Genomic DNA, 23,808 nt, shown 5'->3' with positions numbered 1-23,808 from the left:
AAACCGCAGAGGTGCGAGACGGAACCTGAACGCGGATGGAGAAGGCGCTCTGGTACCTGCTGGCCGGCACGCGCGGTGGCCCGAACCGGGTCAGACTCATCCGGGCCATCGAGGACCGGCCGCGCAACGCCAACCAGCTCGCGGAGTACGTCGGGCTGGATTACAACACCGTCCGGCACCACCTCGACATGCTCCTGGAGCACGACGTGATCGAGCGCAGCGGCGACGAGTACGGCGCGCTCTATTTCCTCACGGACCGCTTCGAGCGCCACCGCGAGACCTTCGAGCAGGTCACCGAGCGGATGGACGTCGAGCGGGCGGAGGCAGAGAGCGGAACCGAGAGCGTGGAAGCGAGGGACGAGGACTGACCGATGGCGATGACCGACATGATACTGGCGGCGAGCGCGATGGCGGCGGTGAACGTCCTGCTGCTGGGGACGCTCACGGTCGTCTGGGCACGGAACTACCGGACGTTCGGGTCTAGCATGATCGCCGGGCTGATCGCCTTCGCGATCGTGATGCTCCTCGAGAACGCCGCGGCCATCTACTTCTTCTTCAGCATGCGGATGCTCTACTCCGCCGACCCGGGAGTCCAGGAGGTGGTCGCGGTGCTGCGGGCGCTCCAGATGGTCGCGCTCGCGTTCCTCACCTACGTCACGCTGAAGTGACCGCTCGGTTTCGATCCGACCGCTCGACGCGTCGATCCTGCTGAGCCCGCCGAGCCTGTCGATTCCGTCGACCGCACGATCGCCGGGACGCGGGGGTAACCCCATCGAACGCGTGCCCGGAGAGGTCCAGTAGCACGCACGATCCGCCGCGGATTCTAGACGGAGTCGTGGGGGAGTTCGGTCGGACCCCAACGGGTTCGGTCGTGAATTCGCAAAACTGGCTTTACAGACGCTCACAAGGCGCATTTCGAGGCGAGAGCCTCCAAGAATCATGACCGAAGACAGCGAACACACCAGACGGACGGTACTCCGGACCGGGGCCGCACTCGGCGTCGACGGCCTCGGGGCGATCGGGACGGCCGCAGCGAACCCCGGGAGGGGCGACGAGAGGGGGAACGGGCGGAGCTTCGGGGCGGTCTACGCGAACGACGTGCTCTGGCGAACGAACGTGGTGAAGGTGCTCGACGGACCGCCCGAACCGAGCGATCTCATCTACTTCCTCCACGACGGCTCGGGAGCGATCGTCGACAACGCGGCGGCGAGCGGGGAACAGCGCTCCCCGTTCGTCTCCGAGTCCGCGCCGGATGACCGAGACTGGAACGGCGGGAAGTGGATCCACTACAGCGCCGAGGTGACCGACGTCGACGCGTTCAACGACGACGCATCCCTGACGAACGACGCGGACGTCCTCGACGCGGACTACATCGAGGTGACGCTCGGTCGGCCCGGCTTCGGCCCGCCGAACTACTTCATCTGTCCGCTGAACGGTCGGGTCTGACCGGGGTCGGCTCCCGCGCTCCGCTCACAACACGGAGCCCGGCGCGTATCCGGCTACACCTCCGAAGCGTACGGTCCCGACCCGGCGGCAGCGGCGTACGCGCTCCCGTTGCTGTCGCTTCGGGGTGTCTCCGTCCGCTAGCGACACCGGCGACCCCGACCGGTCGCCGATCCGTCCGCACGCTCTCCGGATCACAGGGCCGCTCGTGATCACCGCCGTCGTGCGGACTCGTTCGAGTCGAGGGACGAGATGATCGGGGCGAAAAGCGGATCGAGCGGGCCGTCCAGGGCCCGAGGGGAGCCGGGTCGGGTCCGGCCGTCTCAGCTCAGCACTCGGACCAGCCGCAGGCCTGGCAGGTCTTGCAGCCCTCGGAGAAGTACAGCGACATCGACCCGCAGTCGGGACACTCGGGGCTCTCCCCGGCGTCGATCAGCGACTGGGTGGCGTCCTCCTCACCGCCCGGCGTGGCCGCCGCGGCCCCGCCGTGGCCGCCGTCGGTCTCCGGGGCGGTGTCGGGTTCGACCTCCACGTCGACCGCCTCGGACTCGGCGGCATCGCCCTCGCCGACCTCGGTGAGGTTCTGCTGGCGCGGGTACGGCCGGTCGATCTCGTCGTCGAGATACCGACGGAGGGCGACCCCGAACGCGTCGGGGATGGAGTTGATCTGCTCGCCCTTGTCCCAGGCGACCTTCGGGCTGCGGATGCCCCGGAGCTTGTCGGCGATCTCGTTGGGGTCGACACCCGACCGGAGCGCCACGGAGATGGACTTGGCGAGCGCCTCGGTGAACGAGGCGGTGAACCCGCCGGACATGCCCGTGTTGGCGAACAGCTCGAACGGCCGGTTCTTCTCGGCGTCCTCGTTGATGGTGATGTACACCTTGCCGTAGCCGGTGTCGATGCGCTGGGTCACGCCCCTGAGGACGTCGGGACGGGACTGCTTCTCGGCGTACTCGAGTTCGTCGAGCGTGGCCGCGTCGGCGTCGGAGAGCAGCTCGATAGCGTCGCCGAGGCGCTCCTCGACGGCCTCGTGGTCGAGGAACCGCTCGATGTCGCCGAACGCCTCGTCGATGTCCTCGAGGATGGCCGCCGCGGCCTCCTCCTCGTCCATCTCGGCGTACTCGGCGTTGTCCGCGCGGGTGGTGAGCACCTGCTTCGAGCGCGTGCCGTCGCGGTAGACGGTGACGCCCTTCCCGCCGTGGTCGTAGATGTAGCGATACACCTCGTCCATGTCCTCCTTGCTCGCGGAGTTCGGGAAGTTGCAGGTCTTCGAGATGGCCGAGTCCACGCCGCCCTGGAGCGCACACTGGACCGCGGCGTGCTCCTTGCCCCGGAGGTCCGCGGTGACGACGAACAGCTCGCCGATGGCGTCGGGAACGGTCTCCAGTCCTTCGACGCCGTCGAACTCGTTGGTCGACATCTGCTCCTGTGCTTCCCGCTTTACGGCGTCGACGTCGATGTCGTTTGCCTCCAGGGTCCGCAGGAAGTAGTCGTCGAACTCGACGAGCATCTCGTCGCCCTGCACGTCGTCGGAGACGTTCTTGTAGTAGGCGACGTTGTAGATGGGCTCACACCCGCCGGTGGTGTTGCCGACCATGCTCGTGGTGCCGGTGGGCGCGATGGTCGTCGTGTTGTGGTTCCGGATGGGGAACCCGTCCGCCCACTCCTCGGCGTCGAGTCCCGTGTGGTGCTCGAACCACTCGCGGTACTCGAGGGGGTCGGCGTACTTCGAGTCCCCCCAGTCGGCGAACGAGCCGCGCTCGCCGGCGAGTTCGTGGGAGGCCCACTTCGAGCCGTGGTTGATGTGTCGCATGAGCTGGCGGGCGATCTCGTTGCCCTCGTCGCTCCCGTAGCGCACACCCAGTTGAACGTAGAGCTGCGCGAGGCCCATCACGCCGAGGCCGATCTTCCGCATCTCCCGGACCTTCTCCTCGATCTCGGGGACCGGGAAGTCCGACATCGTGACGACGTTCTCCAGGAAGCGGGTGCCCCACTCGACCCGGTGGTCGAACGCCTCCCAGTCCATCGCGTCCTCCAGAAACGCCTCGACTGCAGCCTCCTCGGAGTCGTACTCGTCCGCGTGGTCCTCGTGCCAGACCCGCCAGTCGGGCGCGTCCGTGGCCGCGAGCGTCGAGAGGTTGATGTGGCCCAGATTACAGGCCTCGTATTCTTCGAGTGGCTGTTCTCCGCAGTTGTGGGTTACGAGCCCGTTGGCGACGAACGAGTGGGTTTCCGGTTCGGTCAGGTCGTAGACCGTCTCGTGGCCGTCGGATTCGACCGATTCGACCGTTGCCTCGAACTGCTCGGAGTACGGGCCACGGTCGTAGTCGTCGAGCCGATTCTCCAGCGCATCGGTCTTGTAGTCCAGCAGGAAACCGATCTCGTCCGCGAAGCGGACGAGATTGTCCTTGACGACCACGAGTTCATGGAAGCCTTCGGTGTCGTACTCTCTTGTCCCACCTCGCCCGTCGGGGAGTTCGGTGACCCCGGCGTCCTTCCGGTCCTCGTAGATCTTGCTCGCAATACCGAAGTTCAACAGGAGCTGCTGGACCTGCTTCAGGAGATCAGAGCTCGTACTGGCGAGGCGAACCGAGACGCCTTTCTCGACGTTACCCTGTACGCCCCCGTCAGCAGTGAAGAGTGCTTGCAGGAAGCCGCGGGCCATCTCTTCACTGCCGCGCATGACTGCATCAGGAACCCGCAGTTTCTCCTCGACGAGCCCGGCTTCTTCGGCGTACTCGTAGAGCCGTGTCGAACGAATGCGCTGTTCGATCGCCTGCGCGCCACGGTAGTCGTCGTTCCGGGCGATTTCGTTGACACCGATCTCGTAATCGGCGCTCCCGGTCGGTTCACGGACGACCTCGTTCACGTCTGTCGCGAACGACTCGGAAACGTCGGCGTCCTCGTCGTAGAAGTTCAGTACCGCGCGCTCCTCGCCGTCCTTGAGATGACCGTCGCCAACGAGCCAGCCCAGGACCCGCCCCTCCTCGGCGGAGCCGTGCTGGCCGAAACCGCCCTTGCGGTTCTGTATGTGGACGGTGTCACCCTCGTCGAGCTCACCCGCTTCGACCCACCCCTCGTCGGTCATCACGCGGTGATCGGCGGTCAGGCGGAGTTCGTAGCCCTCAGCCATGGTGAGCCTGCAGACGTCCTTCTCGCCGGTTTTGTAGACGCTACTGGCCTCTTTGACTCGATCATCGCTGAGCCGGCCGTCGACGACGACGTCTTGTGCGACGCCCTGCTCGTACAGCTCCTCGGCCGGAACGAGCCCGTTGTCCGTACTGATGAGCGTGTCGCCTGTGACACACGGGTTCGTGGCGAGGATGCGGTGGTCGGGGTGCTCCTCGACGTCGAACGAGTGCTGCTTGTTCACCCGTTCGAGGTAGATGACCCCGGGTTCGCCGTTCTCGTAAGCGCCGTCGACGATGCGGTCCCAGAGGACCTGCGCGGGGATGGAGAACTCCTCACCGGGTTCGACGTACTCGCCGAGCCCGTAGCGGTCGTACATCTCCTTGGTCTCGTGGGTGGCGACGTGCGGCTCCTCGGTGCGGGGGTTGGTGAACGTGAACTCCTCGCCCTCGTAGAGCGCCTCCATGAACCCATCGGTGACGCCGACGCTGATGTTGAAGTTCGAGAGGTGGCCCTCGACGGCGTTCCGGAGGTGTTTCGGAACCTTTCCGTCCTCGTCGATGAGCCCGCGGGCCTCCTCCAGAGCCTCGGCGAACGTCGTGTACGTGTAGTCGTCGGGATCGTTCAGCCGCAGGCAGTGGGCCAGCGAGACGTCCTTGTTCTTCGAGTGGATGAACTCGATGACGTCCGGGTGCGAGACGCGCATGACGCCCATCTGGGCCCCCCGGCGGGTGCCGCCCTGGGCGATGGTCTCACACATCTGGTCGAACGTCTCCATGAACGTGATGGGCCCGCTGGCGATCCCGCCCGTCGACCCGACCGGATCGCCGTAGGGTCGGAGCCGCCAGAAGGCGTAGCCCATCCCGCCGCCGGACTGGAAGACCTCGGCGGCCTCCTTCGCGGTCTGGTGGATGTCGGTCAGGTCGTCCTCGGGCGAGTCGACGAAACAGGCCGAGAGCTGCTGGAGTTCGTCGCCCGCGTTCATCAGCGTCGGCGAGTTCGGGATGAACGAGAGCGACTCCATCAGCTCCCGGTACTCCCCGGCGACCGACTCGACGTGCTCGCGGATCTCGTCGGGGAGCTCCGGGACGATCGTCTCGTAGGCGAACTTGTTGACGTTCTCGGCGGTCAGGACGGTCTCGGCGTCCTCCGGGATCGTCGCGGCCTCGCCGTCTTCGTCCGCCTCGTCCCCCTCGGCAGTGCCGAACACCTCGGCGGCGAGCTCCTCGCGCCGCGGGTGGTTCGGCTTCACCTGCTCGGGCGTGACCGTCACCTCGATGCCCTGCTTGCCGGCCTCGAAGACGGCCTCGGCGAGCGCGATGTTCTTCGCCACGCGCTCGAACAGCTCCTCCTGGGTCTCCGTGAGGTTCCCCTCGGCGTCCTTCCGGAGGTATCGCGCCGGCAGGATGTTGTTGTAGGCGTTGCTCGTGAGTCGCTCCTCGAGCGTCGCCCCGTCGGTTCGCTTGATCGGGAGCGTGAGGTCGGCGGCGGTGAGTTCCTCCGCGGCCATCACTCGGCCCCCCGCTTCGTGTCGAGATAGGTCCGTGTCATAGTGTAATGTCCAGGTGTTTCGATCCCTAAATTAACTTTGGGATCCGGGCGTCTGCGTCGGGTTTCCTCCTGTCACTGTCGGCACTTACCGTTTCTGGTTCCCCAACCGCGCGCATGCCAAGCGCGTACAACCAGATGCGACCGTCCGGACTCACATAAGCGTAGGTAGACCGGAGTGAAAGTAGTAAACTCGACTGGATATCCGGGAGACGTGGCCGTGATTCGCAGTCGAATCGAAGGGGGGTTCCGGTTGGCGGCGGCAGCGATGGAACGCTCGCCCTCGGGCGGTAGTCGACGGTCTGGTGGGTTCACGTCTACGACGTAGTAGGTGAGGGGGCATCCTCTCGTTCGGGCGTGCGTCAGCGCCAGCGAGCCCTCGGAACGGCCTCCGGGCGGGAGACAGCGCGTTACTCCGTCTTCGTCTTCTCGATGTCCTTCTCGCCGAGGTGTATCTCGGTGCCGTCCTGGGCCACCTTCTCGGCGAGGACGGCGCACTTGATCCGCATCGGCGTCACCTCGACGCCGAGCATATCGAGGACGTCGTCGCGGTCGAGTTCGCGCACCTCCTCCAGGGTCATCCCCCGGAGTTCGCCCGTGAGCATGCTCGCGGAGGCCTGCGAGATCGCACAGCCGTCGCCGACGAACGAGACCCGCTCGACGGTCTCGCCGTCCTCCTCCAGTTTGACGAAGACCTTGATCGTGTCCCCACACATCGGGTTCTCGCCCACGTGCTCGAAGGTGGCGTCCTCCAGCTCCCCGTAGTTCCGCGGGTTCTTGTAGTGGTCGAGGATCTGCTGGCGGTACATGTCCGAGCCTGAACCGATACCCATTGTTGTCGGTGCTTGGCGAGCACGGAGGAAAAGGGTGTCGTGCGGTCGACGATCCCGGAGATGGGTGGGGGCGGGACGATGGGAACGCCCATGCCCGGGGGGAGCGGAGCCACCGGACGTGACCGACGACGGGGACTCCGGCGGCGAGGGTGAACGCTCGGGAGGGGAACGTGCGGATCGGACGCGCCCGACCCTCACCTCGGACGGGGCCTACGCGCTCTTCTGGGGGGTGATCGCACTCGTCGCCGCGCTCCTCTCGTTCGACGGCTCGGTCGGAGCGGTCGTCGTCCTCGCGGGGGTCGCCGGCGCGGTCGGACTGTACGCCGCCGCCCGCGACCTCCTCCGGGGACGGCCGCCGACGAGCCTCGAGTACCTCTGGATGGGGACGCCGGCGCTACTGGCGGCCGGGATCGCGTCGCTCTCCGATCGGTTCGTGATCGCCGGCGGGCTGGGGGTGGTGGCCCTGGCGACGCTGATCGAGGGGTACGGCTGGTTCGGCGCGGGAGCGAACGAGGAAGGGGGAGAGGACGAGACGACCGACGGGGAGGGGTGAGAGCGGGGATCGTCAGGCGAACAGCTGCCGGGCCGCGTCGACGGCCTCGACGAGCTTGTCGACCTCCTCGCGGGTGTTGTAGAGGTAGAACGACGCCCGCACGGACGCCCCGACGCCGAGTACGTCGTGGAGCGGCTGGGTGCAGTGGTCGCCGGCACGGATGGCGACGCCGTAGTCGTTGACGATGGAGGCGACGTCGTGGGCGTGGACGTCCTCCAGATTGAACGCGACGAGACCGCCCCGGTCGTCGCCGGGCGGCCCGTACACCTCGATGTCGTCGAACTCCGTGAGGCGGTCGTAGGCGTACTCCGCGAGCATCTCCTCGTGGCGCTGGATACGCTTCATTCCGATCTCGTCGAGGTAGTCACACGCCTCCGCGAGCGCGATACCCTGAGCGATGCTGGGCGTGCCGGCCTCGAACTTCCAGGGGAGCTCGTTCCACTCCGACTCCTCGAACGTGACCTTCACGATCATGTCGCCGCCGTAGAGGTACGGCTCCATCCCCTCGAGGACGTGCTCCTTGCCGTAGAGCACGCCCGACCCCGTGGGTCCGCACATCTTGTGTCCGGAGAAGGCGGCGAAGTCGACGTCGAGCTCCTTCACGTCGACGGGTCGGTTGGGCACCGACTGGGCGGCGTCGGCGAACAGGTAGGCGCCGTGGTCGTGGGCGATGTCGGCGAGCTCCCCGATGGGGTTGACGGTGCCGAGCGTGTTCGAGGAGTGGACCGCGCTCACCATCTCCGTGTCGTCGGTGATCAGGTCGCGGGCCGCCTCCACGTCGAGATAACCCTCCTCGGTGATGGGGACGTACTTCACGTCCGCGCCGGTTCGCTTGCCGACCTGCTGCCAGGTGACGAGCGAGGAGTGGTGCTCCATCTCGGTGAGGACGACCTCGTCGCCGGGGCCGAGCTCGTTCAGCCCCCAGGCGTAGGCGACGAGGTTCATCGCCTCGGTCGTGTTCTTCGTGAAGACGATCTCCTCGCGGCCGTCGGCCCCGACGAACTCGGCCACGCGGTCGTGGGCCTCCTCGTAGGCGATCGAGGCCTCCTGACTCAGCTGGTGGATCCCCCGGTGGACGTTCGCGTTGTAGTGGCGGTAGTAGTGGCTGATCGCCTCGATCACCCGCTCGGGCGTCTGTGAGGTGGCCGCGTTGTCGAGGTAGACGAGCGGCTCGCCGCCGACCTCCCGTTCGAGGACCGGGAAGTCCTCGCGGATAGTCGTCACGTCGAGCGGTTCGACCTCCTTGGTTCCCATTGTCGGTACCCAGGGCCCGGAGGTAGGTCACTCCTTCGGTCGGCCTAAATCGACGGCGAGCACGAGAGATGGACGATCGCGAGAGACTACAGCCGAAGGTACTGCGCGTGGCGGGTACCGTCGAGGTCGAGAACGTTCCCCTCGTCGACGAACCCGTGTTCGACGGCGATCTCGACCGAGCGAGTCCCGACGAGGTTGGCCGTCAGCGCCCGGGAGAGGCTGTCGGCGACGTCCTCGGCGGTGGCCTCGCGAGCGTCCTCGGCATAGAAGTCGGCCTCGACGGTGAGCGACACCGACCCGTTCTCGAACGTCTCGCCGACGACGTCGGCGTCACAGACGGTCACGAGCAGTCCCTCTGGCGTCTCCCGCTCGGTGAGGAGGACCGACATCAGCCGTCGCGTTCGCGCACGAGCTCCTCCTCGGCCTCGCGTCGCATCTCCTCCGCCTCCTCGGCGATCTCCTCGGCGCGGTCGTGCTCGCCGAGCTCCTCCAGACAGCGGGCCTTCTCGTCGAGCACCTCGGCGTTCCGGTAACCCAGGCGGATGGCGTTGTCGAAGCAGTTCAGGGCCTCCTCGGCGAGCCCGCGCTCGAGGAGGAAGAACCCGCGGTTGTACCAGCCCTGCGGGAACCGCTGGTCGAGTTCGACCGCGTGCTCGGCGTGTTCGAGCGCCTGCTCCGTGCGCCCGGCCTCCCAGAGCGCGTACGCGAGGTTCGTCTCGGCGCTGGCGGCGTGCTCCGAGCGGTCGTCGATGTGGAGCGCCTCCTCGAACGCCCCGATGGCGGCGTCCCACTCCTGAAGTTCGTTGTGCGCAGCCCCCTTGTTCACCCAGGCCTCCTGCTCGATGCGGGAATTCTCGGCGAAGCGAGCGACACGCTCGAACGCGTCGGCGGCCTGCTCGTGGCGATTTATCCGCATGTAGCCGAGGCCCACTTCGAGTAGTTCCGCGGCGTCGACCTCCTCCTTGGCTATCTGCCGGTCGTCGAGCGTGTCCGCGACGACGCGGGAGTCGATCGGATCGACCATCCCGGGGTCGACCGACAGCTCCGGCGGGTCGAGGTCGAACCCCTCGTGTGGCTCGTCGAATCCCTCGCCGCCGGAGAACTCGTGCGGGCGGCGCTCGGGGTCCTCGTCGTCGGTCATACCACCGGGTTGGCGAACGAGCGGGTTAAGCCCTGCGTCGTGGCGGCGCGGTGGCGAGCAGGTGACACGTGGCGGCGCGTCTCCGTCGGGACGAGGTGTGTCACGCTCGAGACCACCGCCTCGGTCGGGTCCGGAGACCCGCATCACCCGCCCCGGTCGCTCTCAGATCACGCGAAGCGGTGGTCCCCTCATCCCATTTGAATCCGGGGACCAAAGAGCGAACTCCCCGGCGATCCGACTTCCCCCATGAGCAAGCGCCTGTTCGTGAGCGTCGACCTCGACGGGCTCGCCGACGAGATCCGGGAGATTCAGGAACCGCTCGCCGACCTGCCGGGCGTCGACACCGTCGACCCAGAGGGGGTACACGTCACCCTGAAGTTCCTCGGCGACACGCCCGAGTCGCGACTGGACGAGGTGATCGACGCGCTCGGGCAGGCCGTCGAGTCGGCCGACGTCGAGCCGTTCGAGGCGGCGTTCGAGGGGTACGGGGTGTTCCCGTCGCTCGACTACATCAGCGTCGTCTGGGTCGGCGTCGGAGCGGGAAGCGACGAACTCACACGACTCCACGAGGCGATAGAGCGGGAGACGACGGCGATCGGCTTCGACGCCGAAGAGCACGACTTCACGCCCCACGCGACGCTCGCGCGGGTCCGGGACGCTCGCTCGAAATCGAATATCCAGGGACTCGTCCGGGAGGGGGACCCGGCGGTCGGTCGACTCCGGATCGGGGAGGTCCGGCTCACCGAGAGCACACTCTCGGAGGCGGGGCCCGTCTACGAGACGGTCGAGTCGTTCCCCCTCTGACGAGGGCGCGAACGCGCCGACGGGCGTCCCGCCGCCAGCCGCCGACCGCGGGGATTAGGTCGACCGAAACTTGTCGGATAGTATGACACGTCTTATGCCCCTCGACCGTCTACGCTCGGTGTGGCCGCACTGGAGAACTACCTGCTCGTGTTCGTCGCCGGGCTGATAACCGCGCTGGCGACCGGGCTCGGGGCCATCCCCTTCTTCGTCGTCGACGAGGTGAGCGACCGCTGGAACGTGATCCTCTGGGGGCTCGCGTCGGGGATCATGCTCTCGGCGTCGGTGTTCGGCCTGATCTCCGAGGGGCTGGCGGAGGCCAGCCCGTGGGCGTGGGTCGTCGCCCTCGGCGTGAACGAGGGGATCGCCCGGACGGTCCCGCTGGTCGTCGGGCTCCTGGCTGGCGTCGCGCTGGTGATCGTCGCCCACGAGGTGATCGAGGGCCAGGAGGTGAACCCGCGTCGCTACGAGGAGGCCGACTTCCGCAAACTGCTGCTCATCCTCGGCATCCTCACGGTCCACTCGTTCCCCGAGGGGGTCGCGATCGGCGTCTCGTTCGCCGACCTCGATCTCGAAGGCGGGGTCGCGTTCCTCGGGTTCGCCGTCCCCCTGCTGGCGATATTCATGACCGTCGCGATCTCCATCCACAACGTTCCGGAGGGGGTCGCGATATCCATCCCGTTGCGGTCGATGGGCGTCTCGGAGTGGAAGATGGTCTGGTGGGCGGTGTTCTCCTCGCTCCCCCAGCCTATCGGGGCGGTCCTCGCGTTCGGATTCGTCCGGGTCGCCCGGGAGTTCCTCCCCGTCGGGTTCGGCTTCGCCGCGGGCGCGATGGTCTACCTCGTGCTCACCGAGTTCATCCCCGAAGCGCTCGAGCTGGGCGAGGGGCTCCCGAACCGCGGCTACGGCGAACTCGCCGGCGGCCTCGTCGTGGGCGTGCTCGTGATGGTGCCGCTGGCGCTGCTGTGACCGCTCGACCGGCGAGGGCCAAAGGAACAAGAATTTAAGCCGGCGAGGGGTAGTCCGTCCCACTATGGGCAAGAAGTCGAAGGCCAAGAAGAAGCGGCTGGCCAAGCTCGAGCGCCAGAACTCGCGCGTGCCGGCCTGGGTCATCATGAAGACCGACCGCGACACGATGCAGAACTACAAGCGCCGCAACTGGCGTCGTAACGACACGGACGAATGAGCGCCAGCGACTTCGAGGAGCGGGTCGTCACCGTGCCGCTCCGTGACGTCGGGGCCGAGGCCAAACACCAGCGCGCGGACCGGGCGATGCGGATCATCCGCGAGCACCTCGCCAAGCACTTCTCCGTCGACGAGGAGGCCGTCCGCCTCGACCCCTCGATCAACGAGGCGATCTGGTCCCGCGGCCGGAAGAAGCCGCCGTCGAAGATCCGCGTCCGCGCCGCCCGGTTCGAGGAGGAGGGCGACCGGGTCGTGGAAGCGGAGACGGCGTAGGCGATAGCGTGCTCCGCGCGGCCCTCTCCGGTTCGTCGTACGTCGGCGTCTTCGTCCGCGCCACCGACGACTGCGTGCTCCTCAGGCCGGACATGGACGACGCGCTCGTCGAGGACTTCGAGGCCGAACTCGAAGTTCCAGCAGTCAGAACGACCGTCGCCGGCTCCGGAACCGTCGGTGCGCTCGCCGTCGGGAACGAGAACGGCGTCCTCGTGAGCAGCCGCGTCACCGACCGGGAGCGCGAGCGCATCGAGGACGCGACGGACCTCCCGGTCGACGAGCTCCCGGGCCGGATCAACGCCGCCGGGAACGTCGTCCTGGCCAACGACACCGGCGCGTACGTCCACCCCGACCTCTCCCGGAAGGCCGTGCAGGCCGTCGAGGACGCGCTCGACGTCCCCGTCGAGCGCGGCGACCTCGCGGGCGTCCGGACGGTTGGGACCGCCGCCGTCACCACGTCCCGGGGAGTGCTCTGTCACCCCAAGTCGACCGACGAGGAACTGGACTACCTCGAGGACCTCCTCGGCGTCCCGGCCGACATCGGCACCATCAACTACGGCGGTCCGCTCGTCGGCTCCGGGCTGGTCGCCAACACCTCGGGCTACGTCGCCGGCAACGACACGACGGGGCCGGAGCTCGGCCGCATCGAGGACGCGCTCGGCTATATCGACTGAACCCCGAACCCCACCGCCCGCCGCCAGCACCCCTTCTCCGTCGGTTCCTCCCACGAGGGCCTGCTCGTCCCCCGATAGCAGGGAGATGGACGCCGAGTCGACGCTCAACCCGACCCGCCGAGCACGTCCACGAGCTCGGCGAGCGATCCCAGGACGTACTCCGGGGCGTGTTCGCCGGGGTCGTCCTCACCGTCGGCCGGACACCACGCGACCCGCAGTCCCGCTCCCTTCGCACCCGCGACGTCGTACTTCAGGGAGTCGCCGACGTAGAGCGCCCCCGGTGCCTCGACGCCGAGTTCGTCGAGCGCCCGCTCGAACGGATCCCGGTGCGGTTTCCGTCGCGGCATGTCCCCGGCGAAGACGACGGCGTCGAAGGCGTCCATGAGACCGAGTGCCTCGAGCTTCGCCGACTGGCGGTGTGCGGGGCCGTTCGTCAGGAGGCCGACCGGGGCGTGCGCGCGGGCGGCCTCGAGCGCCACCTCCGCGCCCTCCCTGAACGCCACCGCCGAGTGGTCGACGACCTCGTCGAACCCGCGGGCCAGCGCCCGGGCGTCGACCGAGCGGCCGTGGCCGTCGGCGACGCTCGCGAACCCGTCGGCGAGGTACGCGAGCCGGTCGTCGGGGGTCGGCGGGGGCGAGTCGGAGAGCGCCGCCCAGAGGGCGTCGGGTTCGCCGAACGGTTCGATCCCCGCCACCTCGAACGCGCCGTAGTAGACGGTCTCGGCGTCCTGTTCGTGCGTACAGAGCGTGTGGTCGAGGTCGAACAGGATCGCCGTGAAACCGCGCATGGATACCCTACGACGCCGAGGGACAAAAGCTCGCGGCGCAGAGTAGCGAACGGACGACGCGAGCGGCCGCCGGGTGTGGCGTTTCACTTTCACCCCACCCTTTGCGAAGCTTGATACCCGAAGCGGCACAACCCGTCCTCGACCGATGTCTCTCGCGGACGACGCCGACCTCATCGAGCGGTTCGAGGAGTTCTACCGCAACTACTACCGCAACGAGATCGGCCAGCTCGCCCAGAAGTACCCCAGCGAACAGCGCTCGCTCTACGTCGACTGGGACGACCTCTACAGGTACGACCCGGACGTCGCCGACGACTTCCTCGCCAAGCCCGGGCAGATGCTCGAGTACGCGGAGGAGGCGCTCCGGCTCTACGACCTGCCCGTCGACGTCAAGCTCGGCAACGCCCACGTTCGCGTCCGCGGGCTCGCCGACCCGACGGGCATCCGGGACATCCGGGCCGACCACGTCGGCAACCTCGTCGCCGTCCAGGGGATCGTCCGAAAGGCCACGGACGTGCGCCCGAAGATGCAGGAGGCCGCCTTCGAGTGCCAGCGCTGTGGTACCCTCACGCGCATCCCGCAGGGTAGTGACTTCCAGGAGCCACACGAGTGCCAGGGATGTGAGCGGCAGGGGCCGTTCCAGATCAACTTCGATCAGTCGGAGTTCGTCGACGCACAGAAGCTCCGCGTCCAGGAGTCCCCCGAGGGGCTCCGCGGTGGCGAGACCCCCCAGGCGATCGACATACACATCGAGGACGACATCACGGGTAGGGTGACGGCGGGCGACCACGTCACGGCGACGGGGATCCTCCACCTCGACCAGCAGGAGAACCAGGGTCAGAAATCCGCCATCTTCGACTTCTACATGGAGGGGCTCTCGATCGAGATCGAGGACGAGCAGTTCGAGGACATGGACATCACCGACGAGGACGAGCGGGCGATTCTCGAGCTCTCGAACGACCCGGACCTCTACGAGAAGATGGTCGACTCGCTCGCGCCCTCGATCTACGGCTACCGCGAGGAGAAGCTCGCCATCATCATGCAGCTGTTCTCGGGCGTACGGAAGGAGCTCCCCGACGGCTCGAAGATACGGGGTGACCTGCACATGCTCCTGATCGGGGACCCCGGTACGGGGAAGAGTCAACTACTCCAGTACATCCGGAACCTCGCTCCACGATCGGTTTACACATCTGGTAAAGGTTCGTCCAGCGCGGGTCTGACCGCGGCGGCGGTCCGCGACGACTTCGGGGACGGCCAGCAGTGGACACTGGAGGCCGGCGCGCTCGTGCTCGCGGACCAGGGGATAGCCGCAATCGACGAACTAGACAAGATGCGGTCGGAAGACCGGTCGGCTATGCACGAAGCGCTAGAACAACAAAGCATTAGCATAAGCAAGGCCGGAATTAATGCAACTCTTAAATCCCGCTGCTCGTTGCTCGGCGCGGCCAACCCCAAGTACGGCCGGTTCGACGAGTACGAGCCCATCGCCGAGCAGATCGACCTGGAGCCGGCGCTGGTCTCGCGGTTCGACCTGATCTTCACGATCACGGACAAGCCGGACGAGGAGAAGGACCGCGACCTCGCGGAACACATCATCAAGACGAACTTCGCGGGTGAGCTCCACACCCACCGCTCGAACGTCGCCACGTCGAACGTCTCCCAGGAGGAGGTCGACAGCGTGACCGAGGAGGTCGAACCGGCCATCGAGGCCGACCTCCTCCGGAAGTACGTCGCGTTCGCCAAGCGGGAGTGCTACCCGACGATGACCGAGGAGGCCAAGGAGGCCATCCGGGAGTTCTACGTGACCCTCCGGGGCCAGGGCGAGGGCGACGACTCGCCAGTGCCGGTCACCGCGCGCAAACTCGAGGCGCTCGTCAGACTCGCCGAGGCCTCCGCGCGCATCCGCCTCTCCGACACCGTGACCACGGAAGACACCGACCGCGTCATCGAGATCGTCCGCTCCTCGCTGGAGGACGTCGGGATGGACCCCGAGACGGGCGAGTTCGACGCCGACATGGTCGAGGCCGGCACCTCGAAGTCACAGCGCGACCGCATCAAGAACGTCAAGGGCATCATCAGGGAGCTCCAGGACGAGTACGAGCGGGGCGCGCCGTTCGAGGAAGTGATCGAGCGGGCCGAGCAGGCGGGAATCGACCGCTCGAAGGTCGAACACGAGATACAGAAGCTCAAGAACAAGGGCGACATCTACGAGCCACAGACCGACCACCTGCGGGTGGTGTAGGCCAGGTCCCCAGGCCTCGCGTCCGTCCGGCTCGCCACGACGGGACGAGTCGGTCCCCACCCCGCCAGGAACGAGTATCGCAGTGCGAGTCACGGCGAGGTTTATCCGTCCCGGCCGCCGGATACCGCCCGATGACCAGCGCCGCGAGGGGGAGTGATCGATCCGCGGACCGCGGGAGGTAGCGATGGACCGCATCTCCGTGATACGGAACGTCGAGGAGGCGCTTGCGGCCTTCGAGGCCGGCGAGTGCGATCTCGCCGAACTCGAACGCCGGGTCCGGGCGATCCTGCGGGCGTACGCGACGGAGTTCGACGGCGACCTGGAGGCCTATCGGGCGAGCGGCGACGACGAGATCGACGGGCTCGTCGTCCTGGCTCCCTCCCGGCGGGCGGCCCGTGAGCGGGTGCGAGGACTGGTCGACGGTGCGGAACGGGCCGCCGACCTCCGATTCGAGGTCGAGCGGGTCGAGTAACCGGTCGACAGTGACCACCGAATCAGAGGAGTTCGCCCCAGATCTCGGCTCCCTTTCGGAACCCGTGTGCTCACAGCAGAACTCAGAATCTGAGTTCGTAGATAGCTACGACCGGGGTCGAGTCCCATCGATCGGTATGGCAGCCGAAATATCGATCCCCGAGCGGACTGGACGGGCGTCCCCCTCGACCCGGGACGACGAGGTGGCCGCACAGCTCCAGCGGGTGTACGAGCACGTCCTCGCGGGTCGGCGGCCGGAGGCGGTCGGCGCGACCGAGGAACTGGCCGAGGAGCTCGCGATCGAGATAGAGCGCCCGGCGTAGCCGACCCCCTCTACTCTTCGCCGCCGAGGAACTCCTCCACGCGCTCCATCGTCTCGGGTTCGTGATAGGCCGCGATAGCGTGGTGGATTGCGAGCGACATCCCCGTCCCGACGTCCGGTCTGACGCCGTGGATCTGGCGCTTTGCCAGGCCGTGGACGTAGGTGGGTTTCTCCGCTAGCGAGGCCTCGAGGGTCGCGAGTTCGGACTCGAACTCACCCTCCTCCGCGAGCACTTCGACGAGTCCCGACCGGAACGCCCGCTCGGCACCGATCGGTTCGCCCGTCATCACGAGGTACTTCGTCAGCCCCTCCCCGACCATCCCGGGGAGCTTCTGTGCGCCGCCGACGTCCATCGCCAGCCCCATCTTCGACTCGGGCAGGCCGAACGTCGCGTCGGGGGCGGCCACGCGGATGTCACACGCGAGCGCGAGCTCCAGTCCGCCGCCGAGGACGTGGCCCTCACACGCGGCGACGACGGGCGCGTCCAGCGCCTCCATGGCACCGACCGCGTCGTGGACCGTCTCGAGCGCGTCGCGGACCGCGAGCGGGCGGTCCTCCGCCCACCCCGGCACGCCGGACATGTCCACGCCCGCCGAGAGGTTCCCCTCCGCCCCGCGGACCGTGACGACGCTCGGCGGGTCCTCGGCGAACGACTCGAACGACTCGCCGATCGCCGCGAACATCTCACCTGTCAGCGCGTTCAGTTTCGACGGGCGGTCGAGCGTCACCGTGGCACGGCCGTCCTCGCGGACGACGGTGACATCGTCCGAATCGGTCTCCATGTCCACGCCTCGACGTCCCGGTACAAGAGCCTCACTCCGGGACCCCGCGGGACGATCAGGCGAACGTGCCGGTAGTTAGTGGGAGGGCAATCACTATATCCCCCCCTCTGGTACGGCCTCGCGTGAAGTCGTCGGTCGCGACCGCGTCGAAGAACCTCCTCCGGATCAAGCTCCGGGCGGCGGACTTCCACGCCTTCAACCTCCTCGGGCAGTACGCTCCGTGGACGGCCGAGCGCGAACGGGTCGGAGAGGTCGTGCTCTACCCGGCGTTCGACTCGCCCACGGCCTTCGGCGACCTGCTGAACCGGCTCGGCTGGTACTTCCCGGCTGGCACGGTCGAGGGCCTCGATCTGACGGTGAGCGTCGACGGCGACGTCGCCGACGCGAGCGAACACACGTCGGAAGCCCAGGGGAACTTCGAGACCGACCACCTCCCGCTCACGAACGTGGACGCCCGGACGCTCGACGAGCGGGCACGGACCGCCGGCCGTCTGCTCGTCTGGGACGCCGATGCCCGGCTGTCCGGGGCTGCCCTCAGGAACGCCGCGAGCGTCGACGTCGTCGACCCGGCGTTCTACTCCCACACAGAACCGGTGACGTGGGCGCGGGTCAGTAACGACGCACGAAGCGGGCTGGAGGACCGCTCGCGGGACGTGTACGAGGAACTCGAACGCCGGAGCGAGGAACAGGACACCTCCTACGTCTTCGCGACGGGCCCGAGCCTCGACCGCGCCTTCGAACGGGAGTTCCCCGAGGACGCGCTCTCGATCATCTGCAACAGCATCGTCCGGAACGACGACCTGCTGGAGCACCTCCAGCCGGACGTGCTGACGTTCGGCGACCCGGTCTTCCACTTCGGCCCGAGTCGGTACGCCGTCAAGTTCAGGGAGGACGCCGTCCGGGCGATCCGGGAGTACGACCTCGTCGCGGTCGTCCCGGAGCAGTACCGCGAACTGCTCGTCGGGCACTATCCCGACCTCGTCGATCGGCTCGTCGGGTTGCGTTACGCCAACGACGACATCGTCCGATTCCCGACCGCCGACTCGCTGGAAGTGATGGGGACGGCCAACGTCATGACCCTGCTCATGCTCCCCGTGGCCTCGGCGCTGACCGACCGCGTGCGGATCGTGGGTGCCGACGGGCGCAAGGAGGACGAGTCGTACTTCTGGGAACACAGCGAGGTCGGACAGTACGACGACGAGCTGATGAACACCGCCTTCGAGACCCACCCGGCGTTCTTCAGAGACCGCGTGTACGGGGATTACTACCAGGAGCACGTGGAGACCCTGACCGAGATGATCGAGTACGGCGAGCGAAGAGGGGTCGCATACGAGTCGGTGACGCCGTCGTACGTTCCGTGTCTTAAGTCGCGTATATCAAACGATCCGATATAGTAAAGATCAGTTCTTTATCTGGATGAATTGTTGTCCTCTCGTTTCGATCGTTACTCCATCTTACAACTCAAGTGAATATATTGAACAGAACATCACATCTATTATAAACCAGACATATGATAACATAGAACATATCATAGTGGATGGTGGCTCTGAAGACGGAACCACCCAGATAATACAACAGTATGAGGAAGACTACAACCTAACGTGGATATCTGAACCAGATGAAGGGATGTATGACGCGATCGAGAAGGGCTTTGATTTAGCTTCTGGAGAAATATTTGCTTGGTTGAATACAGATGATATGTACCTTCCTTGGGCAGCAGAAGTTGCAGTAGATCACCTTACTCAAGAAAGCACGGAGTGGATAATTGGACATCCTGCAGACTGGGACGAAAGCGGTGTTTTATACTACGTAAATCCACTGCGGCCCTACTATCGAAGAGAGTGGATAGAAAAGGGGTGGTATCATGGGAGAGCTTTAGGTTGGATGCAGCAAGAGTCTATGTTTTGGACAGCAGATCTATGGGATAAAAAGGGTGGATTCCCATCAGGTATCAAATTGGCAGGTGATTATTTTCTGTGGCAGCAATTCGCCGAAAGAGCAGAATTAGAACAGATTGGGACTGTGATTTCTGGATTTCGAACTCATGAAAACCAATTGACATCAGATATGAGCAAATACTATTCTGAAATTCCGGAAACAGGATTACTTCCTAAAATAATATCTTCACTGTATTTGCAGAACCTATACAGTCTTTACTTCATTATAAGAGGCCACATTGAATGAGCGCAGCACCCTTAGTCATAATCGTTACTCCCTCATTCAATCAAGCAGACTATATTAAGGACACACTTGACTCAGTTCAGACTCAAACTTACAATAATATCAACCATCTCGTCTTCGACGGCGGTTCGGACGATGGAACAATTAGGATTCTGAAACGAGTTGAAAGAGAGACAGCAGATGACCCACACTATTCTCTCGAATGGATTTCAGAACCTGACGAGGGACAGAGCCACGCGATCAACAAGGGCTTCCAGAACGCGACCGGTGACGTCGTCGGCTGGCTCAACTCCGATGACGTATATTTCTACCGAGATACGGTCGAACGGATGGTAAACGAGTTCGAAACACGCCCTGACGCCGACGTGCTCTACGGCGACCACGTAGAGATCGGACGAGAGGGAGAGATCCGCCGTGTCCGGCGAGCCCTGGACTGGGACTACGGCCGGTTACAGCGGAGCTACTCCATCCCCCAGCCGGCGACGTTCTTCCGGGACTACGTCGTCGCCGATCGGGGACTCGATACCAGCCTCGACTACAGCATGGACCTCGAGTACTGGCTCTACCTCGGGCGACGGTACCGGTTCGAACACGTTCCCCACCTCGTCGCGGGGAACCGCATGCACGCGGAGAACAAACGGACGGCCGGTGACGCGGCCCACGCCGAGGAGAGCGCACGGGTACGTCGGGAGTACGGCGGCCCGGAGGAGGTGTCTCGAACGAGGGCGTTCGAGGACACGGCACGCATCCTGTGGTCGCGACTCGCCGCGACACCTCGGATGCTCGCGTTCGAGCCCGACGAGCCGTTCGCGTTCGACGCGAGCGTCCCACGGAGGGCGGAACGTCTGGCCAGCCAGCTCGACTTGCAAGCGCTCGCGAAGTTCCTCGGCGACTGAATCAGACGCCCTCCAGATCGTCGAGGTGCGATCTGACGAGTAGCCGTTCGCGGTCGGCATTCCGGTGTCGGCCGACGATCCTGTCCAGTTCCGCGGTCAGTTCCGGATACTCCCCGCTTCGGTCGACCTGTTCGGTCGGGTCCGACCGGAGGTCGTACAGCTCTCCCTCCGTTCGCTCCTGCGAGAGGTACTTCCACCGGGTGCCCCTGGCCGCGACCTTCCGGTGGTCGCCCTCGGTCACCTTGGCCACCACGTAGGGGTCCTCGGCCTCGAAGACCGACGGTCCCTCGAAGGTCCGTTCGACCCCGGCGACCGTCTCGATGGTGGCGGGGAGCGATCGCAGGCTCACGGGGGTCGACTCCCCCGTCTCGGAGTCGGGGGGAACGTCCGTCCCGTTCCGGGACGCCGGCCCCTCGCGGTCGGCGGGATCGTGAACCACCAGAGGGACGTGTATCAGTTCCTCGTAGAGCGACTGGGGGTGTTCGTAGAACCCGTGTTCGCCGAAACCGTCGCCGTGGTCGCCGTGGACGACGAACACCGGATCGTACTCGGCGAGGTCGTCGAGCAGCCGACCGAGGAGCCCGTCGACGTACCGGAGGAGATCGTCGTACTGGGCGATCAGCCGATCGCGCTGGCGGTCGGTGAGCGAGAAGGAGGAGCGCTGGTCGACCCAGAGCTTCTTCAGGAACGAGGCGTTCCGGAGGAGATAGGAGGCGGTCGTCGGGAGGTCGCGCCGGGCGGCGGGCGGGATGTATGGCGTGTGGGTCTCCTCTGGAAACACCCAGAGGAAGAACGGCCGGTCGTCGTCGCGCTCGACCCACTCGAGGACGTCGTCGTAGTACTCCTCCCAGCACTTGCGCTTGTGGAACGGTGTCTGCCCCTCGAACACCTGTCTCGCGTTCCCGGCGAGGGTACGGACCTGTGCTCCGAGGGAGGTGTCGGTCCCGGTCTTCGAGCCCGCCATACGAACCCTCGCCTCCTCGGGGAGGAAGTCGCGGTAGTCGTCGAACCCCTCGCCGAAGCCGAAGTAGCTCGAGACGAAGGCGTTGGGGACGAACGCGCCGGTCCGGTAGCCCGCCCCGGAGAGCGCCGACGCGACGGTTCGCTTGGGCCGGAGTTCGGCCCGCCAGCTGCCGGGATCGGTGTCCTTCGGGTCAGTCAGCGGGTACTCGCCGGTGTGGACGGCCGTCATCGAGGCCGGGGTCGACCCGCCGGCGGTCACGGCGTGCTGGAACCCCACGCCCGCCCGCGCCATGCGGTCGAGGTTCGGCGTCGTATCCCGGTCGTAGCCGGCGTAGCCACAGTGGTCCGCACGGACACTCTCGAGAGACACGAGGACGACGTTCCGCGGGGGATCGGTAGCGGGCGACATTCGGGTTGTCCGTGGGTGTCCGCGGGCGGGTAAATGCGTTTACCTCCGAGGGGTCGGACGACGAGCCGGGAGGGCCTCGGCGGATCGGTCTGCTCCCGGAGTCACGTCGACGGAACGCCGACCGTGTATCGGGGAGAAGCCGGGAGGAGCTCGTGAGTGCCGATGCTGTCCCAGACACGACCCCGTGAGGAGGTGAGCCGGCCGCGGAGAGGGGTCCCTGCCAAAGGTTTTCATACTCGTTCCACCGATTGAGGGTAATGACACACGAGGCCCGGGTTCGGGTGGGCGTGAGCGTCAACGAACAGGGGCCGGACACGCCTGTCGTCATGCTGGAGGTCGACGATCGCGTCGTCCCGATCTTCATCAGCACGGACCAGGCGCAGTCGATCAAGCACGCCCTGGACCACGAGCCGTTCGAGCGGCCGCTCACGCACGACCTCCTCGTCGAGATGGTCGGCGAGTTCGGGAGCGCCCTCGACCGCGTCCGTATCGACGGTCTCGCCGACGGGACGTTCCTCGCGAAGATCGACGCCGAGCAGTACCGCGACGGCGAGCGTCGACAGCTCACGTTCGACGCCCGACCCTCCGACGCAATCGCCATCGCCCTCCGGGTCGACTGTCCCATCGAGGTCTCGGCGAACGTGGTCGATCGGGCCGGTCGGCCCGCCGAGGAGTTCGACATGCAGGGAGAGCAGGACTGACCGCTCCCGTCGCGGTCGTGGGAGCGCAGAACGCTCCCTCCCCGGACGGATCCTCGAACGGCACCGACGATTTCATCCAACTGTCCGCGGAACGGGTCGGGTACGATGATCCCCGGCGGGCTCCTTCCGAACACCTCCCTCGCGAACGCCCTGGTGATCGCCGCGGCGACGGGCTTCATCTGGCTCGGCAGCGGCTGGCTGGAGGAATCGGCCGAGGGGCTCGCCGCCCGCTACGGGCTGCCGGCGGTCGTTCAGGGGTCGGTCATCGTCGCCGTCGGGTCGAGTTTCCCGGAGCTCGCGAGCGTGATCTTCGCCGCGCTCGCCGGCGTGTTCGACATGGGGGTCGGCGCGGTCGTCGGTTCGGCCATCTTCAACGTCCTCGTCATCCCGGCGCTGTCGAGCCTCGCGTCGGACGGCGACCTCGAGTCCAGTCGGACGGTCGTCTACAAGGAGGCGCAGTTCTACATGATCGCCGTCTCGGCCCTGATCATCACCTTCGCCATGGCGGTCATCTACGTACCCGTCACCGACGGGCCGGACCTGGTCGGACGGATCACGCGGCCGCTCGCGACGATCCCGCTCCTGCTGTACGGGCTCTACCTCTTCATCCAGTGGCAGGACGTGGGCGACCACGAGGCCGGGCCCGCCCCGGACGGGGTCCCCGTCCGCCGGGAGTGGGGACGACTCGTCGCGGGCCTGCTGGTCATCCTGCTGGCCGTCGAGCAGCTGGTCGGGGCCGTGGAATCGCTCGGACACACGTTCGGCGTCCCGGAGTTCCTCGCCGGCATCACCGTCGTCGCGGCCGCGACCAGCCTCCCCGACACGCTCGTCAGCATCCGGTCCGCCCGGGACGACAGGGGAGCCACGAGCCTCGGGAACGTCCTCGGGTCGAACACCTTCGACCTGCTCGTGGTGATCCCGGTCGGCGTCCTCCTCGTCGGCAGCGTTCCAATCGACTTCGCGATCGCCGTCCCGATGCTGGGGATCCTCACGCTCGCGACGGTCCTGCTGTTCGGGACCCTCCGCACGGACCTCTCGCTCACGAGGATCGAGTCGTACTCGCTGCTGATCGCGTACCTCCTGTTCGTCGCCTGGATCGTCGCGGAGACGGCCGACCTGACCCACGTTCTCAAGGGCGTGTGACTACCTCGTCCTGCTCGCTCACGGCCTCCTGACGGATGGGAGGACGAGCATCCGCGCGAGCGAAGTCCTCCGTGAGCGA

25 protein-coding genes are annotated in these 23,808 nt (G+C 66.4%); 17 read left to right on the top strand and 8 right to left on the bottom strand.

Annotated features, from left to right (window positions below; translation table 11 throughout):
- Positions 1-35 precede the first annotated feature (35 nt).
- The 3 genes from WDJ58_RS04715 to WDJ58_RS04705 all read left to right on the top strand — a co-directional run bounded on the left by WDJ58_RS04715 (position 36) and on the right by WDJ58_RS04705 (position 1,446).
- Complete coding sequence (locus WDJ58_RS04715; protein ID WP_338916476.1) at positions 36-368, top strand: winged helix-turn-helix domain-containing protein; 333 nt, start codon at positions 36-38, stop codon at positions 366-368.
- Positions 369-371: 3 nt separating this feature from the next.
- Positions 372-668 (top strand): hypothetical protein, encoded by a 297-nt coding sequence (locus WDJ58_RS04710; protein ID WP_338916475.1) that lies wholly within the window; start codon positions 372-374, stop codon positions 666-668.
- A 271-nt stretch (positions 669-939) separates the two neighbouring features.
- Positions 940-1,446, top strand: coding sequence for a hypothetical protein (locus WDJ58_RS04705; RefSeq protein WP_338916474.1), 507 nt, complete (start codon positions 940-942; stop codon positions 1,444-1,446).
- A 325-nt stretch (positions 1,447-1,771) separates the two neighbouring features.
- On the opposite strand, the gene WDJ58_RS04700 is transcribed toward WDJ58_RS04705, so the two are convergent.
- Complete coding sequence (locus tag WDJ58_RS04700; RefSeq protein WP_338916473.1) at positions 1,772-6,082, bottom strand: LAGLIDADG family homing endonuclease; 4,311 nt, start codon at positions 6,080-6,082, stop codon at positions 1,772-1,774.
- A 448-nt stretch (positions 6,083-6,530) separates the two neighbouring features.
- Entirely contained in the window at positions 6,531-6,947 is a 417-nt protein-coding gene (sufU, locus tag WDJ58_RS04695) for a Fe-S cluster assembly sulfur transfer protein SufU (protein WP_380661561.1), read from the bottom strand.
- Positions 6,948-7,071: 124 nt separating this feature from the next.
- Here sufU and WDJ58_RS04690 point away from each other — a divergent pair, with 124 nt between their 5' ends.
- Positions 7,072-7,506 (top strand): hypothetical protein, encoded by a 435-nt coding sequence (locus tag WDJ58_RS04690; RefSeq protein ID WP_338916471.1) that lies wholly within the window; start codon positions 7,072-7,074, stop codon positions 7,504-7,506.
- Positions 7,507-7,518: 12 nt separating this feature from the next.
- On the opposite strand, the gene WDJ58_RS04685 is transcribed toward WDJ58_RS04690, so the two are convergent.
- The 3 genes from WDJ58_RS04685 to WDJ58_RS04675 form a co-directional block, all read right to left on the bottom strand.
- On the bottom strand, positions 7,519-8,760 hold the full coding sequence (locus WDJ58_RS04685; protein ID WP_338916470.1) for an aminotransferase class V-fold PLP-dependent enzyme: 1,242 nt from the start codon (positions 8,758-8,760) through the stop codon (positions 7,519-7,521).
- A gap of 86 nt (positions 8,761-8,846) precedes the next feature.
- Positions 8,847-9,149, bottom strand: coding sequence for a DUF424 domain-containing protein (locus WDJ58_RS04680; RefSeq protein ID WP_338916469.1), 303 nt, complete (start codon positions 9,147-9,149; stop codon positions 8,847-8,849).
- Positions 9,149-9,901 (bottom strand): tetratricopeptide repeat protein, encoded by a 753-nt coding sequence (locus WDJ58_RS04675; protein WP_338916468.1) that lies wholly within the window; start codon positions 9,899-9,901, stop codon positions 9,149-9,151. The genes WDJ58_RS04680 and WDJ58_RS04675 overlap by 1 nt, the downstream gene beginning before the upstream one ends.
- Positions 9,902-10,147: 246 nt before the next feature.
- Here WDJ58_RS04675 and thpR point away from each other — a divergent pair, with 246 nt between their 5' ends.
- The 5 genes from thpR to WDJ58_RS04650 all read left to right on the top strand — a co-directional run bounded on the left by thpR (position 10,148) and on the right by WDJ58_RS04650 (position 12,834).
- The gene (gene thpR / locus WDJ58_RS04670) at positions 10,148-10,705 is read left to right on the top strand and encodes an RNA 2',3'-cyclic phosphodiesterase (RefSeq protein WP_338916467.1); all 558 of its coding nucleotides are present in this window, start codon (positions 10,148-10,150) and stop codon (positions 10,703-10,705) included.
- A 120-nt stretch (positions 10,706-10,825) separates the two neighbouring features.
- Positions 10,826-11,671 (top strand): ZIP family metal transporter, encoded by an 846-nt coding sequence (locus tag WDJ58_RS04665; protein ID WP_338916466.1) that lies wholly within the window; start codon positions 10,826-10,828, stop codon positions 11,669-11,671.
- A 64-nt stretch (positions 11,672-11,735) separates the two neighbouring features.
- Positions 11,736-11,888 (top strand): 50S ribosomal protein L39e, encoded by a 153-nt coding sequence (locus WDJ58_RS04660; protein WP_338916465.1) that lies wholly within the window; start codon positions 11,736-11,738, stop codon positions 11,886-11,888.
- Positions 11,885-12,160, top strand: coding sequence for a 50S ribosomal protein L31e (locus WDJ58_RS04655; protein ID WP_338916464.1), 276 nt, complete (start codon positions 11,885-11,887; stop codon positions 12,158-12,160). Before WDJ58_RS04660 ends, WDJ58_RS04655 begins: the two co-directional genes overlap by 4 nt.
- Before the next feature lie 8 nt (positions 12,161-12,168).
- Complete coding sequence (locus WDJ58_RS04650; RefSeq protein ID WP_338916463.1) at positions 12,169-12,834, top strand: translation initiation factor IF-6; 666 nt, start codon at positions 12,169-12,171, stop codon at positions 12,832-12,834.
- A gap of 104 nt (positions 12,835-12,938) precedes the next feature.
- Here the strand turns inward: WDJ58_RS04650 and WDJ58_RS04645 are convergent, their stop codons facing one another.
- Positions 12,939-13,622: an HAD family hydrolase gene (locus WDJ58_RS04645; RefSeq protein ID WP_338916461.1), complete on the bottom strand. Its 684-nt coding sequence runs from the start codon at positions 13,620-13,622 to the stop codon at positions 12,939-12,941.
- A gap of 145 nt (positions 13,623-13,767) precedes the next feature.
- Between WDJ58_RS04645 and WDJ58_RS04640 the strand changes: the two genes are divergently transcribed.
- From WDJ58_RS04640 to WDJ58_RS04630, 3 genes are all read left to right on the top strand, one after another.
- On the top strand, positions 13,768-15,861 hold the full coding sequence (locus WDJ58_RS04640; protein WP_338916460.1) for a minichromosome maintenance protein MCM: 2,094 nt from the start codon (positions 13,768-13,770) through the stop codon (positions 15,859-15,861).
- A 184-nt stretch (positions 15,862-16,045) separates the two neighbouring features.
- Entirely contained in the window at positions 16,046-16,333 is a 288-nt protein-coding gene (locus tag WDJ58_RS04635; RefSeq protein WP_338916459.1) for a hypothetical protein, read from the top strand.
- A 136-nt stretch (positions 16,334-16,469) separates the two neighbouring features.
- Positions 16,470-16,655, top strand: a complete 186-nt coding sequence (locus WDJ58_RS04630) for a hypothetical protein (RefSeq protein ID WP_338916458.1) — start codon at positions 16,470-16,472, stop codon at positions 16,653-16,655.
- 10 nt (positions 16,656-16,665) lie between these two features.
- Here WDJ58_RS04630 and WDJ58_RS04625 read toward each other — a convergent pair whose 3' ends face one another.
- Positions 16,666-17,436, bottom strand: coding sequence for an enoyl-CoA hydratase/isomerase family protein (locus WDJ58_RS04625; protein WP_338916457.1), 771 nt, complete (start codon positions 17,434-17,436; stop codon positions 16,666-16,668).
- A 122-nt stretch (positions 17,437-17,558) separates the two neighbouring features.
- Here WDJ58_RS04625 and WDJ58_RS04620 point away from each other — a divergent pair, with 122 nt between their 5' ends.
- Genes WDJ58_RS04620 through WDJ58_RS04610 form a run of 3 tightly spaced genes read left to right on the top strand, consistent with a single transcriptional unit; the run spans position 17,559 to position 20,513 of the window.
- Entirely contained in the window at positions 17,559-18,830 is a 1,272-nt protein-coding gene (locus WDJ58_RS04620) for a hypothetical protein (RefSeq protein ID WP_338916456.1), read from the top strand.
- 22 nt (positions 18,831-18,852) lie between these two features.
- A complete protein-coding gene (locus WDJ58_RS04615; RefSeq protein WP_338916455.1) occupies positions 18,853-19,620 on the top strand; it encodes a glycosyltransferase family 2 protein in 768 nt (255 codons plus the stop codon).
- On the top strand, positions 19,617-20,513 hold the full coding sequence (locus WDJ58_RS04610; protein WP_338916454.1) for a glycosyltransferase family 2 protein: 897 nt from the start codon (positions 19,617-19,619) through the stop codon (positions 20,511-20,513). Before WDJ58_RS04615 ends, WDJ58_RS04610 begins: the two co-directional genes overlap by 4 nt.
- A gap of 1 nt (position 20,514) precedes the next feature.
- On the opposite strand, the gene WDJ58_RS04605 is transcribed toward WDJ58_RS04610, so the two are convergent.
- Positions 20,515-21,885: a sulfatase gene (locus WDJ58_RS04605; RefSeq protein ID WP_338916453.1), complete on the bottom strand. Its 1,371-nt coding sequence runs from the start codon at positions 21,883-21,885 to the stop codon at positions 20,515-20,517.
- Positions 21,886-22,142: 257 nt separating this feature from the next.
- On the opposite strand from WDJ58_RS04605, the gene WDJ58_RS04600 reads away from it, so the two are divergent.
- Entirely contained in the window at positions 22,143-22,586 is a 444-nt protein-coding gene (locus WDJ58_RS04600) for a bifunctional nuclease family protein (protein ID WP_338916452.1), read from the top strand.
- Between the two features lie 105 nt (positions 22,587-22,691).
- Positions 22,692-23,729, top strand: a complete 1,038-nt coding sequence (locus tag WDJ58_RS04595) for a sodium:calcium antiporter (protein WP_338916451.1) — start codon at positions 22,692-22,694, stop codon at positions 23,727-23,729.
- Positions 23,730-23,808 lie beyond the last annotated feature (79 nt).

The organism is Salinirubellus litoreus, assembly GCF_037335815.1.
Lineage (GTDB): Archaea > Halobacteriota > Halobacteria > Halobacteriales > Haloarculaceae > Salinirubellus > Salinirubellus litoreus.
The sequence above is the reverse complement of the archived record's forward strand: the minus strand, read 5'-3'. Positions and strand labels throughout refer to the sequence as shown.